This is a genomic window from Arsenicicoccus cauae (genome assembly GCF_043162025.1).
Classification (GTDB): Bacteria; Actinomycetota; Actinomycetes; order Actinomycetales; family Dermatophilaceae; genus Arsenicicoccus; species Arsenicicoccus cauae.
Map to the genome: position 1 here is coordinate 1,715,918 of NZ_CP171001.1, position 12,318 is coordinate 1,728,235.

The 12,318-nt window shown below is 72.4% G+C and carries 12 protein-coding genes; 8 read left to right on the forward strand and 4 right to left on the reverse strand.

The window, feature by feature from the left end; genetic code table 11:
- The first annotated feature begins 2 nt into the window (after positions 1 to 2).
- The 4 genes from ACF3NS_RS08065 (at position 3) to ACF3NS_RS08080 (ending at position 4,345) form a co-directional block, all read left to right on the forward strand.
- Positions 3 to 1,229 carry a Tm-1-like ATP-binding domain-containing protein gene (locus tag ACF3NS_RS08065; protein WP_392465394.1) on the forward strand — a complete coding sequence of 409 codons (1,227 nt, stop codon included), beginning with the start codon at positions 3 to 5 and terminating at the stop codon, positions 1,227 to 1,229.
- A gap of 51 nt (positions 1,230 to 1,280) precedes the next feature.
- Complete coding sequence (locus tag ACF3NS_RS08070) at positions 1,281 to 2,108, forward strand: phosphoenolpyruvate hydrolase family protein (RefSeq protein ID WP_288800027.1); 828 nt, start codon at positions 1,281 to 1,283, stop codon at positions 2,106 to 2,108.
- 147 nt (positions 2,109 to 2,255) lie between these two features.
- A complete protein-coding gene (locus ACF3NS_RS08075; RefSeq protein ID WP_392465396.1) occupies positions 2,256 to 3,572 on the forward strand; it encodes a MurT ligase domain-containing protein in 1,317 nt (438 codons plus the stop codon).
- Positions 3,572 to 4,345, forward strand: a complete 774-nt coding sequence (locus tag ACF3NS_RS08080) for a type 1 glutamine amidotransferase (RefSeq protein WP_288800025.1) — start codon at positions 3,572 to 3,574, stop codon at positions 4,343 to 4,345. Before ACF3NS_RS08075 ends, ACF3NS_RS08080 begins: the two co-directional genes overlap by 1 nt.
- Positions 4,346 to 4,523: 178 nt before the next feature.
- Here the strand turns inward: ACF3NS_RS08080 and ACF3NS_RS08085 are convergent, their stop codons facing one another.
- Together ACF3NS_RS08085 and ACF3NS_RS08090 are read right to left on the reverse strand one after the other, a co-directional pair.
- Positions 4,524 to 5,588, reverse strand: coding sequence for a lysylphosphatidylglycerol synthase domain-containing protein (locus tag ACF3NS_RS08085; RefSeq protein WP_392465400.1), 1,065 nt, complete (start codon positions 5,586 to 5,588; stop codon positions 4,524 to 4,526).
- A gap of 2 nt (positions 5,589 to 5,590) precedes the next feature.
- Complete coding sequence (locus ACF3NS_RS08090) at positions 5,591 to 6,415, reverse strand: PIG-L deacetylase family protein (RefSeq protein WP_392465403.1); 825 nt, start codon at positions 6,413 to 6,415, stop codon at positions 5,591 to 5,593.
- A gap of 34 nt (positions 6,416 to 6,449) precedes the next feature.
- Between ACF3NS_RS08090 and ACF3NS_RS08095 the strand changes: the two genes are divergently transcribed.
- Both ACF3NS_RS08095 and ACF3NS_RS08100 read left to right on the forward strand, forming a co-directional pair.
- Positions 6,450 to 7,643, forward strand: coding sequence for a glycosyltransferase family 4 protein (locus tag ACF3NS_RS08095; protein ID WP_392465405.1), 1,194 nt, complete (start codon positions 6,450 to 6,452; stop codon positions 7,641 to 7,643).
- A complete protein-coding gene (locus tag ACF3NS_RS08100; RefSeq protein WP_392465408.1) occupies positions 7,640 to 8,431 on the forward strand; it encodes an NUDIX hydrolase in 792 nt (263 codons plus the stop codon). The genes ACF3NS_RS08095 and ACF3NS_RS08100 overlap by 4 nt, the downstream gene beginning before the upstream one ends.
- Before the next feature lie 10 nt (positions 8,432 to 8,441).
- Here ACF3NS_RS08100 and ACF3NS_RS08105 read toward each other — a convergent pair whose 3' ends face one another.
- The gene (locus ACF3NS_RS08105; RefSeq protein WP_288800231.1) at positions 8,442 to 8,705 is read right to left on the reverse strand and encodes a hypothetical protein; all 264 of its coding nucleotides are present in this window, start codon (positions 8,703 to 8,705) and stop codon (positions 8,442 to 8,444) included.
- Positions 8,702 to 10,174, reverse strand: coding sequence for a PspC domain-containing protein (locus ACF3NS_RS08110; protein WP_392465410.1), 1,473 nt, complete (start codon positions 10,172 to 10,174; stop codon positions 8,702 to 8,704). Before ACF3NS_RS08110 ends, ACF3NS_RS08105 begins: the two co-directional genes overlap by 4 nt.
- A 124-nt stretch (positions 10,175 to 10,298) precedes the next feature.
- Here ACF3NS_RS08110 and ACF3NS_RS08115 point away from each other — a divergent pair, with 124 nt between their 5' ends.
- Positions 10,299 to 11,594, forward strand: a complete 1,296-nt coding sequence (locus ACF3NS_RS08115) for a PspC domain-containing protein (protein WP_392465412.1) — start codon at positions 10,299 to 10,301, stop codon at positions 11,592 to 11,594.
- The gene (locus tag ACF3NS_RS08120; protein ID WP_154593220.1) at positions 11,594 to 12,271 is read left to right on the forward strand and encodes a response regulator transcription factor; all 678 of its coding nucleotides are present in this window, start codon (positions 11,594 to 11,596) and stop codon (positions 12,269 to 12,271) included. The genes ACF3NS_RS08115 and ACF3NS_RS08120 overlap by 1 nt, the downstream gene beginning before the upstream one ends.
- The last annotated feature ends 47 nt before the right edge of the window (positions 12,272 to 12,318 follow it).

The following is a 12,318-nucleotide window of genomic DNA, read 5'->3' on the forward strand; positions in this document are numbered from 1 at the left end:
ACATGGCCACCGTCGCGTTGTTGGGAACACTGGACACGAAGGCTGAGGAGTACGGCTGGTTGTCGCGGGAACTGTCTCGTCATGGTGTGGAGGTCCTCACCATCGATGTGGGATCCTTCTCGACCTACCCGCACGCCCATGTCTCGGCCGACGCGGTGCTGGCGGCGGCGGGGGTGGATCCCGACCAGGTCAGGGCGCGCCGTGATCGTGGCGAGATGATGACCGCCATGGGTCAGGGTGCAGCGACGCTGGTGCGTGAGCTGGCCCAGCAGGGAAAGATCCATGCGTTGTTGTCGGTGGCCGGGTCCGGAGGGTCGTCGGTGGCCGCACCGGCGATGCAAGCCCTGCCGGTCGGCTTCCCCAAGCTGCTGGTTTCAACGATGGCCTCTGGCGATGTGCGCCCCTACGTCGGTGACGTCGACGCGATGCTGATGTATTCGGTGGTCGACGTGGCGGGCATCAACTCCATTTCCACTCAGGTCCTGGGCAATGCGGTCGCAGCCGCCGCCGGAATGGCCACTGAGTACGAACGCAGGCTCGGCGATCAGACACAGGAGCACAAGCCGTTGATCGGCGTGACGATGTTCGGCCTCACGACCCCGGCCGCCGACGAGGCTCGCAAGCGACTGACCGAGCTCGGCTACGAGGTCTTGGTCTTCCACGCCACCGGGACCGGTGGACGGGCGATGGAGAAACTCATCGATTCCGGACTGCTGGCGGGTGTGTGTGACCTGACCACCACCGAACTCGCCGACGACCTGGTCGGCGGGGTCCTCAGCGCTGGCCCCGGCCGCCTCGAAGCCGCAGGGCGGTGCGGCTTGCCGCAGGTGGTCAGCCTGGGAGCCCTCGACATGGTCAACTTCGGCCCTCGCGACAGCGTCCCCCAGCAGTTCAACGACCGTCACCTCCTGGTCCACAACCCCACCGTCACCCTGATGCGCACCACCCGCGAGGAGATGGCAGAACTGGGTCAACGCATCGCCTCGAAACTGGCCCACGCCACAGGCCCGACGGAAGTGTTCATCCCACGGCAGGGCCTCAGCGGCATCGACATCGCCGGTGGCCCCTTCCACGACGAGGACGCCGACCGGGCACTGTTCGCCGCACTCCACGACGGCCTCCACGGCACCAACGTCCCCATCCATGAGCTGGACCAAGACATCAACTCCACGGGCTTCGGACGCGCCATGGCCGAGGCGCTGGATGCCATGATCCGCACGAAGTCCTAGCTCGTCCGCCCACCACAACCCTCGCAAACACACCACATGTAAGGAGAATCCATGTCTCGCCACGAGATCCTTGATCGTTTCCGCGCCCAGGTCGCAGCTGGAACCCCCATCATCGGCGGCGGTGCCGGCACCGGGATCACGGCGAAGTCTGCCGAGGCTGGCGGCATCGATCTGCTCGTGATCTACAATTCGGGCCGGTTCCGCATGGCGGGGCGTGGTTCGTTGTCTGGGCTACTCGCCTATGGCGATGCGAATGCCATCGTGATGGAGATGGCCAATGAGGTGCTGCCCGTGGTCAACAAGACCCCCGTGCTAGCCGGCGTGAACGGGACCGACCCGTTCCGTGTCATGCCCTACTTCCTGCAGCAGATCAAGGACATTGGTTTTGCCGGGATTCAGAACTTCCCGACGGTTGGTCTGATTGATGGCGTCTTCCGGGCCAACCTTGAAGAGACCGGTATGGGGTATGGCCTGGAGGTCGACATGGTGCGTCAGGCCCACGAGCTTGACCTGATCACCTCGCCCTATGTCTTCGACGAGGAGCAGGCCAAGGACATGGCCAAGGCAGGCGCCGACATCCTCGTGCCCCACATGGGCCTGACGACTTCTGGCAGCATCGGCGCCCAGACGGCGCTGACGCTGGACCAGGCAGTGGAGAAGGTTCAGACCCTGGCGGATGCAGCTCGATCGGTGAATCCCGACATTCTGTGCCTTTGTCATGGCGGGCCGATCGCCAACCCGGAGGATGCCCAGTACGTGCTGGACCACACGGACGGAATCGTCGGGTTCTACGGTGCCTCCTCGATCGAGCGATTCCCCACCGAGACCGGCATCAAGGAGCAGACCGAGAAGTTCAAGGCCATCACCTTCACCAAGTGACGCCCCGGTGCTCGACCGGCTCGTGGGTGGCGACAGACGCCGTCGCTACCCACGAGCCCCCACAACGCGGCCACTTTGGATGGGGTAAGTGGCTGGATAGGGTTGGGGCAGGCTTAGGGGTGGCTGCCCAGCGGTAGGGTGACGGACGTGTTGAGGACGACGGCCGCGATCGCGGCAGGCAAGCTCGCCCGGACGGCCTCGCGGCTGCGGGGTGGTGGCAGTGGCGGGTCGGCGCTCCCCGGGCTGGTGGCGGAGCGGATCGATCCCGGGTTCCTGCGGTCGACGCTCGGCGGGCTGCCGCGGGGGGTCGTCGTCGTCAGCGGCACCAACGGCAAGACGACGACCACCAAGATGGTCGTCTCCCTGCTGCGCGCCCACGGTCTGCGCGTGCTGACCAACCCGACCGGGTCCAACTTCACCCGCGGCGTGATCTCTTCGATGCTCGCCGAGCTGCCGCTGACCGGCCGCGTCGACGCCGACATCGCGGTGCTCGAGCTGGACGAGGCGCACGCCCTGAAGTTCGCCGAGGTCGTGACCCCCACCCACGCGCTGCTGCTCAACGTGGCCCGGGACCAGCTCGACCGGTTCGCCGAGATCGACTACACCGCAGGCCTGCTCACTCGCCTCGCGGAGCAGACCACGCGGGGCGTGGTGCTCAACCGCGACGACTCCTTCATCTCCCGCATCGACGAGCGGGTCCGGCCCGGCGCCGAGGTGCGGTGGTTCGGCGTGGACCCGTCCATCGCCGACCGGCTGCCCGAGCTGCAGGAGGCCGACGTGCGCTTCGCCGAGGCCGACGAGGTGCCGGCGGCCGGGCCGTCAGACGGCCTGCTCAAGCCGGTCGACGACCACTCGTTCACGGTGGCCTTCGGCGACGGCCACGACGTCGGGCCGGTGACGCTGCGTCAGCGCGGCCTCGCGGCCATGATCAACGCGACCGCGGCGACCTCGCTCGTGCGGCTGCTGCTGGGGGCGGAGTTCCGGCATACGACCGCTGCGGAGGCCCTGGCCTCGGTCACCCCACCGTTCGGGAGGGGCGAGGTCGTGGACGTCGACGGCCAGCCGCTCGAGCTGGTGCTGGTCAAGAACCCCGCCGGGTTCACCGTCGCGCTCGGCACCTATGGCACGACCCCGGTCGCGTCCATGATCGCGATCAACGACAACTACGCCGACGGGCAGGACGTCTCCTGGCTGTATGACGTGAGCTTCGAGTCCCTCCGCGATCTCGGCGTCGCCGTCACGAGCGGCGTGCGGGCCTATGACATGGCCCTGCGGTTGAGGTATGACGACGTGCCCGTCACCGCGGTCGAGCCCGAGCTCGAGGCGGCGCTGGACCTGTTCCTCGCCGAGCACCGCGACGAGCCCAAGCGGATCTTCTGCACCTACACCGCGATGATGGCGCTGCGCCGCGTGCTCGCCCAGCGCTACGACCTGCCGGACTTCGGCGAGGAGGCGAAGGCCTGATGAGCGAGTTCGCGAGCGCCCGGACGGCTGGGACCAGCAAGGGCACCGTCACCCTCGTCCACCTCTACCCGCGCGAGATGAGCATCTACGGCGACCTCGGCAACACGCGCGCGCTCGCGTCCCGGCTGCGCTGGCACGGCTATGACGTCGAGGTGGTCGGGCATGCGCCCGGCGACCGGCTGCCCGACGAGCCGCACCTCGTCGTCGGCGGCGGCGGCCAGGACTCCGGCCAGGCCCGCGTCGAGTCCGACCTGGAGCGGATCGGCGATCGCCTCAAGGAGCTCGCCGCCGACGGCTGCCCGATGCTCGCGATCTGCGGGATGTACCAGCTCTTCGGCAATGCCTTCGTCACCGTCGAGGGCCAGCGGCTGCCCGGCCTGGGCATCCTCGACGTCACGACGACCGGCAACGCCAAGCGCATGATCGGCGGCATCGTCCTGGACACGGAGTTCGGCGAGGTCGTGGGCTTCGAGAACCACTCGGGCTCCACGGTGCTCGGGCCGGACCAGCAGCCCTTCGGCCGGGTGCGGGCCGGTCAGGGCAACAACGGCAACGACGGCACCGAGGGCGCCATCACCGGGCACGTCGTCGGGACCTACCTGCACGGGCCGATCCTCCCGGCCAACCCCGCGCTCGCGGACGCCCTGGTCGGGTGGGCGGCGGAGCGGGCGACCGGCCGGGCCTTCGAGCCCGAGCCGATCGACGACACGTATGCCGACCACGCCCGCACCCGCCAGGTCCGCCGCCTCGTGGCCGGGACCCGTCGGCGCTGACGCCCTCTCGGGCGGGCGACCACACGGACCCGAGAGGTCACTTCTCGGTGCTTTCGGGGACGTTGGAACGTTCTCATCGCCCCGGGGGGTCACTTTTCGTCGTCTCGGCGGGGCCTGGCGGCGTGATGTGAGCTGGGGGCTCAGCTTGGGTCGTCTGGGGGTGCGTGGGCGGGCGCGGTCAGCAGGTGGCGGGGCGGCGGCCGGCATACCGGCCCTTGGTGAGCCACCAGACCAGCCCACCCAGCGCGCCCAGCGGCAGCTCGAGCAGGTGGGTGTAGATCGTGAAGAGCACGATGCCCGCGGCAGCCGGCGCGTGCGCGGCCCCGAAGCCGACCAGCGCGATCGCGGTCCCGGCCTCGGTGACGCCGACCCCGCCGGGCGTCACGCCGACGGCGGTCAGCAGCCGGCCGATGGCGAACGCCGCGAAGAAGTGCGCCAGCGACAGGTGCACCCCGGTGGCCCGCAGGCACAGCACGAACAGCGCGTACTGGAACCCGAAGAACCCGATCATCCCGAGGGTCATCGAGACCCAGCCGGTCTCGACCACGTGGCCGATGCGGGCGCGCAGGTCGGCCACCAGGGCGTCGACGCCCTGCCCCGGGCGGCGTCGGACCCGGCGCACCAGCGGCCCGATCACGCGGTCCAGCAACCGGCCGGTGGTCGTGGCCACGCGCTCCGAGGCGATGACGGCGACGAACCAGCCCAGCAGCCCGAGCCCGACGAGCGCGCCGACCGCGGCGCCGCGCGCCACGCCGGGGGGCATGGGTTCGCCGGCGAGCAGCAGGACGCAGATGCCGAGCACGGGCAGCGCCATCCGGCCGAGGACGTTCCAGACGCCGCTGACGATGAGGGAGGTGGAGATGTCACGGGGGGTGAAGCCCCAGGAGCGATACATGCCGTATGTCGCCGCCGCCCCCATCGCCCCGCCGCCCGGCAGCAGGTTGCCGGCCGCGGAGCCGGCGACGTTGACCATGAGCGCCTGCGGGTGCGTCAGCCCGGCCAGCGATCCCGTCAGCGTGAACGTGTAGCACCACAGCGCCGCGAGCATGAGCACGAACAGGCCGATGATGTTGGCCCAGCTGAGCGCGTCGAGGTGCGCCAGCAGGGCGGCCCACGACGTCTCGGCGAAGTGCGGCAGCCCCCAGGCCAGCAGCGCGATCGCGAGCCCCGTGCCGAGGACGGCCTGCAGGGCGGTGCGCCACCATGGTCGGCGCTGGTCGATGCCCTCTCCCCCCGGAGCCATGCTCAGCCCAGCCCGTCGAAGACGTCCCGGGCGACCGGCGACCCCGGCGGTCGCGAGGCGTCCACGAACCACTCGCGCCCGAAGACCAGGCCGTAGAGCGGGCGGGGGATCCGGAGGAAGGCCGCCAGGGTGCGGTCGCCGTCGTCCGCGGCGGCCTGGGAGGCGTGGGCCCGCATCGAGGCCCGCTTGGCGGCGATGTGCCGACGGACGTCGATGCGGTGGGTGATCTCGGCGCGGGCGGAGTAGGCGCGGTCGAAGGAGGCCCGGTCGAACTCGGGCGGGAAGGGATAGACGAGCGCGGCGAGGTCCAGGGCGCGGCAGATCGTGTCGCGCGGGACGGTCGCCTGCAGCACGTGGGGCGTGCCGGCGAGCTCGGCGGCCCGCGCGCCGACGTGGTGCACCTGGACGTGGTCGCGGTGACCGTAGCCGCCGTTGCGGTCGTAGGTCAGCAGCACGTCGACCGACTCCTCGCGCAGGATCCGCGCCAGGCGCTCGGCGGCCTCGTCGACGTCGGCGCGCACGAACCTCGTCATGCCCTCGGGGTCGGGGTAGAGCTCGGAGCCGGACCCGCTGTCGGCGTAGCCCAGCCACTCGACCCGTGCCACGCCGAGCGCTGCGCACGAACGCATGAGCTCGCCGAGTCGCCGCTCCCCGAGGGACCGGGCGGCGGAGCCGGCATACGAGCTGGAGGTCAGTCCGAGGTCACCGTCCGTGGCGGTGACCACGATGACCCGGTGCCCCTCGGCGGCGGCCCGGGCCAGGGTGCCGGAGGTGAGCAGGGCCTCGTCGTCGGGGTGGGCGTGGAACGCGAGCAGTGTGTGAGCCATCGTGGTCATCCTCTCGCATGGCAGGGTGGATGTCGTGAAGGTGGCCTTGCTGTCGGACTGCTATCTGCCGCGCCTCGGCGGCATCGAGGTGCAGGTCCACGACCTCGCGGGGTGGCTGCGGCGGGCGGGCCACGAGGTCGAGGTGTTCACCGCGACGCCCGGGCGGGCGGGGGAGCGGCACGGCGCGGTCGAGCTGGTCGACGGCGTCCCGGTGCACCACCTCGCGCTACGGCTGCCCGGCGACCTGCCGGTCAACCCATGGGCGCCGCCGGAGCTGCGACGCCGGCTGCTGGCCGGTGGCTTCGACGTGGCGCACGTGCACATGGGGGTGGTGAGCCCGTTCGCGCGCGACGCGGTCGACGTCGCGCTCGCGGCCGGGGTCCCGACCGCGGTCACCTGGCACTGTGTGCTGGACGCGATGGAGCGGGTGCTCGCCGTCAGTGGGCGCGTGCGACGGTGGGCCGGGCGAGGTGTCGCGCTGTCGGCGGTGAGTCGTATGGCGGCCCGCCCGTTGCAGCGCCTCGCCCCAGACGCGCGGGTCACCGTGCTGCCCAACGGGATTGACGTAGACCGTTGGCGATCCTCCACAGCCGCAACGGTTCTCGGTCCGCAGGGTCACTGCGGCACTGACGGCGCTGGCGGCGCTGACGTCGACGGCGGTGAGCCGGTGCGGTTCGTGACCGCCATGCGGCTGGCCCGGCGCAAGCGCGCGGTCCCGCTGGCGCGCGTGGCCCGACGCGTGGACGACCTCGTCGGCGACGAGAACAACTGGGGCATCGAGGTGTTCGGCGAGGGGCCGCAACGCGGGCTGGTGCAGGCCTATCTGCGCACGCACGGCCTGACCGACCGGGTCCTGCTGCGCGGCAGGGTCTCTCGCGACGAGCTGCTCGAGTCCTACCAGGGCGCAACGGCGTACGTCTCACCGACGGTGCTGGAGGCCTTCGGCATTGCCGCGCTCGAGGCACGGGCCGCCGGGCTCCCAGTCGTCGGTCGGCGGGGCAGCGGGGTCGAGGAGTTCGTCGAGGACGGCGTGACCGGCCTGCTGGCGAGGGGTGACCGGGAGCTCGCCGCTCACCTGGCTACCCTGGTGCTGGACCCTGGTGCCCGGCACCGCCTGCGACAGGCGAGCCGGGCGGCGCCGCCCACGCAGTCGTGGCCGACGGTGGTGGGCATGGTGGAGGCGGAGTACGCGCGAGCCGGGCGGCTCGCGAGGAGGCGGAGGACATGACCGGGGACCAGCCAGGCCTGCTCAGCGAGGACGAGTACGGCCGCATCGTGCGCCACGGACGGGTGCTGGACTCGCCCGTGCAGGTCGACGGCTACGACCATGAGGGCCGGCGGCGCGTCGCCCTCGACCTGCCGCACGGCGTCGCGCCGGAGGACCTGCTGCGCAGCCACGGGTGGGAGCCCGGCGCGCCCCTCGCGGCGGAGCGCTCGCTCGGCGACCCCCACGCCGTGGTCCTGTCCTACGCGGTTCGTCCCCGCCCGGAGGGGCCCGAGCCGTTGCCCGTGGTGACCACGCCGGTGGACGCCGGCATCGAGCTGGATCCCGACGAGCCGCCGTTGGTGCGCACGAGGGTCGCGGCATACGCCGTCGTGATCGGCCCGCTCGGGGTGCTGCTGGCCGAGGCGTCGGACCGCACGAATGCCGCGGGGGCGTGGGGGCTGCCCGGCGGCGGGGTGGAGCCGGGGGAGGACCCCGCGGCCGCCGTGGTGCGCGAGGTCTGGGAGGAGACGGGGCAGGACATCATGCGGCCCCGGCTGGTCGCTGTGCGCAGCCACCACTGGATCGGGTTGTCCCCCAAGGGAGTCCTGGAGGACTTCCAAGCCGTGCGGCTCGTCTATCGGGCCGAGCTCAGGGGCGGGACGCCGGTCGTCGTGCACGACCGGGACGGCACGACGGCCTCCGCCGCGTGGGTCCCGCGGGACGCGGTGTGGGGGGAGGAGCTGCGGCTGGCGCCGGCCTGGGCCGACCTGGCCGACCTGCTGCCCCCCGACCCGCTGCCCCCCGGCTGAGGAGGCTCCGTCAGCGGCCACGACGAGCGATGCCGACGGCACCGACGAGCAGCAGGATGACGCCGACGCCCACCACGATCCATGGGCCCTGGGTGACGAGGTCGATGGTGATCACCGCCAGCTCGCGCAGCAGCACCGAGGCCGCGCACAGCAGCCCGAGCAGGCCCACGACGATCGCCGGGGCATAGGGGCCGCGCGGCTGCGTGGTCGCCTCGAGCTCGGCGAGACGGCGCGCCTCGTCGGCGTCGATCGGGTAGAAGGGCTGGTCGGTCATGGTGCGACCTCCTCGATGATCAGGTCCCCGAGGCCGATCTGGCCCCTCAGGACGAGCACGGGTGTGCCGGTGCCGATGGTGGTGTCCGTCTCGCCGAGGTCCGTCCGGGACCCGTCGGGGTGGCGGACGACGGCGTCGCCCAGCCCGATCTGGGTCTTGACCCGCACGGGCATCCCCTGCGGGACGCGTACGGTCATCTCGCCCACGCCGACCTGCAGGCTGACCTCCTGGCCGTGCAGGCTCGCGCGGTCCACGGAGGTGAGGTCCAGGACGCCGCCGCCCGCGCCCACGCGGTATGCCGACGTGCCGTCAAGCGTGGTCGGCGCCCAGCGCTGGTCCATCGGGGACGACGAGATGGTCGTGCCCCCGTCGGCGACGTCCAGGCGCAGCGGCCCCCCGAGGGCCAGCGTGACGATGGCCAGGGCGAGGACGAGGGGGACCGTGAAGCCCCCGCGACGCCCGGCGAGACCCACCACCACCAGCAGCGCCGAGACGAGAGCCAGCGCCGCCGCCGCCGCGACGGCATAGGGGTGGTCGAGGTGGATGCGGCCGGTCTGGTCGGCCGCGAGGACCGCACCGATGCCGGCGGCGGCGAGACCGATGGCCGCCGCCGTGCCGGGCCAGCCGAGGGTGGGGCGGCGACGGCGCGCCGGGACATAGGCGGCGTGCGCGTGGACCCGCGTGGCTCCCGAGATGGGGTGCTCCGACGGTGACCCCGCCGGAGCCTCCGGCGCGGCGGGCCAGCTCATGGCAGGGCTGGAGGCCGGGGACACGGCTTCACCGGTGGCCCGGACGGCGTCGAGGCTCGTCCCGCTGATGGGGAGCTGAGTGGTCTCGGCCGCCGGCTGCGCGTCCCCGCCCCCGGCGAGCGGGTGCGCGTCCGAGACGTCCGGCGCGGTCGGGGCGCCCGGGGTGTCCGGGGTGTGCAGGGTGTGCGAGGTGGCGGTGCCCGTGGGTGAGATGGCGGAGGTGCCGCCCCCACCGGGCCGGGCCTGTCCGCGGCGGGTCCACCAGACGTAGCCGCCGGCCCCCAGCAGGACCAGCAGGACGATCCCGCCCCCGCGGCCCGCCGGTGAGCCGTCGTGCAGACCGAAGGCGTCCGTCACACCCCCCACGCTCACCAGCAGGGTGAAGGCCAGCAGCACCACCGAGTCGCCGTCGCCGTGGCGCAGCGCCTTCTCTAGCGGGATCTCGTCCTTGGCGTCCGCGAGCAGCAGGAACGCGACGAAGTAGGCCGGGAAGGCGATGCCACCCATGACGAGCAGCGCGATCGAGACGAGGCGGACGACGAGCGGGTCGACGCCGATCTTGTCGGCGACGCCGCCGCACACCCCGGCCACCCAGCGGTGGGACAGCCGGCGGCGGATGCCGGTTTCGCGCACACCGCGAAAGAACCGGTCCAGCGCGTCCGGCTGGCGATCGGTGACCTCGGGCGGGCCGGGTGGTGTGGGAGGCGGCTGCTGCGTCATACGGACAATCTCTCCCCCGGCGCGGGGACGATCCATGAGGGTCGCCCCTGAGCCCACCCTGACGATCCCCTGACCTGCGGGCTCGACCCTCGCCCGGGGGCGGCCGATGGGTGAGGATGGGGTCGTGCCCACCCCCTACGAGACCCAGCGCGTCGCGCAGCCGGAGCCGACGCCCCGGCTGCTGCGCCCCGTCGACAGCGGCTGGGTGGCGGGGGTCTGCGCCGGGCTCGCCGAGCACCTGCGCGTGCAGGTGGGGGTCATCCGCATGGCGCTCGTGCTCCTCACGGTGTTCGGGATGGGCACCGGCGTGATCCTCTATCTCGCCGTGTGGGCGCTCACCCCCCAGCGCCTCGGACCCGGCGGCACCACGCGCTCGGCGCCGACGATGCCCGGGGCCGGCGTCGCGGGCGGCGCGCCCCGTTGGCCGGCGCTGCGGCAGCGCCTCCTGCACGACGAGGCAGTGGTCAACCTCCTGCTGGGCCTCGCGCTGGTCGTCGGCGGGCTGGCCGTCGTCCTCACCCGGCACGGGGTGGACCTGCGGCTCGGCGTGACGCTGCCGCTCGCGCTCATCGCGAGCGGCGCCATCGTCGTGTGGACCCAGCTGGACCGCAGCGAGCGCGACCGCTTCCTGCAGCTGTCGGCCGCCGACTCGCGGGCCGGGCTGGCCCGCGTGGTCACCGGGGTCCTGCTGACGCTCGCCGGCGTCGTCGTGCTCGCCAGCCGCGCCCAGGGCATCGGCGGGCTCGGCGACGCGGCCCTGTCGGCGCTCGCCGTCCTCGTGGGGCTCGTCGTCATCCTCGCCCCCTGGGGCATCCGGCTCTGGGACGGGCTCAAGGCCGAGCAGGCCGAGCGCGTGCGGGCCACCGAGCGCGCCGACATCGCCGCTCACCTGCACGACTCCGTCCTGCAGACCCTCGCCCTGATCCAGCGCAAGGCCGACGACCCCACCGCGGTGCAGCGGCTCGCCCGGGCCCAGGAGCGCGAGCTTCGCTCCTGGCTGTATGGCGGCGGCGGCGCCACCCCGACCACCCTCTCGGCCGCCGCGGCCTCGGTGGCCCACGACGTGGAGGACCGGCACGGCGTGCCGATCGACCTCGTCGTCACGGGCGACGTCGACCTCGACGCCGACGTGTCCGCGCTGGTCAAGGCGCTGGGTGAGGCGCTCAACAATGCCGTGCGGCACGGCGCCGCCCCGGTGTCGGCCTATGTCGAGGCGGGCCCGCTGGGCGTCGAGGCCTTCGTCCGCGACCACGGGCCGGGCTTCGACCTCGGCGAGGTGCCGCTCGACCGGCTCGGCGTGCGCGGCTCGATCGTGGACCGGATGGACCGCCACGGCGGCACCGCGCGGATCCGCCGCCTCGAGGACGGCACCGAGGTCTCGCTCACCCTCCCACCACGACCCACCACCGAGGAGTCCTGATGCTTCCCCCGACGACCCCGATCCGTCTCGTCCTCGTGGACGACCACACGATGTTCCGGGCGGGTGTGCGCACCGAGCTGGACACCTCGCTGCCGGTGGTGGGGGAGGCCTGCGACGTGGAGTCGGCCGTCGCCGTCATCAAGGCCGAGCGCCCCGACGTCGTGCTCCTGGACGTGCACCTGCCCGGCGGTGACGGGCGCGGCGGCACCGACGTGATCCTCGGGTGTGCCGGGTGCACCACGGAGGCGGGCACGCCCGTCCGCTTCCTCGCGCTGTCGGTCAGCGACGCCGCCGAGGACGTCATCTCCGTCATCCGCGCCGGGGCCCGGGGCTATGTCACCAAGACGATCAGCGGCAACGACCTGGTCACCGCCATCCGCCGGGTCGCCGAAGGCGACGCGGTGTTCAGCCCCCGGCTGGCGGGGTTCGTGCTCGACGCGTTCGGTGCGGCCGCTGGAGAGATCGCGGAGGTCGACGAGGAGCTCGACCGACTGTCGGCGCGCGAGCGCGAGGTGATGCGGCTCATCGCGCGCGGCTATCAGTACAAGGAGGTGGCCAAGGAGCTGTTCATCTCCGTCAAGACCGTCGAGACGCACGTGTCGAGCGTGCTGCGCAAGCTGCAGCTGTCGAGCCGCCACGAGCTCACCGCCTGGGCGATGAACCGCCACCTCCTCTAGACCTACCGGGGGCGGGATCATCAGCCTGGCGAACGAAGGCCGGTCGA

What these genes read in the sequence shown, in the direction of transcription:
- ACF3NS_RS08065 (WP_392465394.1), top strand. Translation starts at nt 3, where the DNA reads ATGGCCACCGTCGCGTTGTTGGGAACACTGGACACGAAGGCTGAGGAG.
- ACF3NS_RS08070 (WP_288800027.1), top strand. Translation starts at nt 1,281, where the DNA reads ATGTCTCGCCACGAGATCCTTGATCGTTTCCGCGCCCAGGTCGCAGCT.
- ACF3NS_RS08080 (WP_288800025.1), top strand. Translation starts at nt 3,572, where the DNA reads ATGAGCGAGTTCGCGAGCGCCCGGACGGCTGGGACCAGCAAGGGCACC.
- ACF3NS_RS08085 (WP_392465400.1), bottom strand. Translation starts at nt 5,588, where the DNA reads ATGGCTCCGGGGGGAGAGGGCATCGACCAGCGCCGACCATGGTGGCGC.
- ACF3NS_RS08090 (WP_392465403.1), bottom strand. Translation starts at nt 6,415, where the DNA reads ATGGCTCACACACTGCTCGCGTTCCACGCCCACCCCGACGACGAGGCC.
- ACF3NS_RS08100 (WP_392465408.1), top strand. Translation starts at nt 7,640, where the DNA reads ATGACCGGGGACCAGCCAGGCCTGCTCAGCGAGGACGAGTACGGCCGC.
- ACF3NS_RS08105 (WP_288800231.1), bottom strand. Translation starts at nt 8,705, where the DNA reads ATGACCGACCAGCCCTTCTACCCGATCGACGCCGACGAGGCGCGCCGT.
- ACF3NS_RS08110 (WP_392465410.1), bottom strand. Translation starts at nt 10,174, where the DNA reads ATGACGCAGCAGCCGCCTCCCACACCACCCGGCCCGCCCGAGGTCACC.
- ACF3NS_RS08120 (WP_154593220.1), top strand. Translation starts at nt 11,594, where the DNA reads ATGCTTCCCCCGACGACCCCGATCCGTCTCGTCCTCGTGGACGACCAC.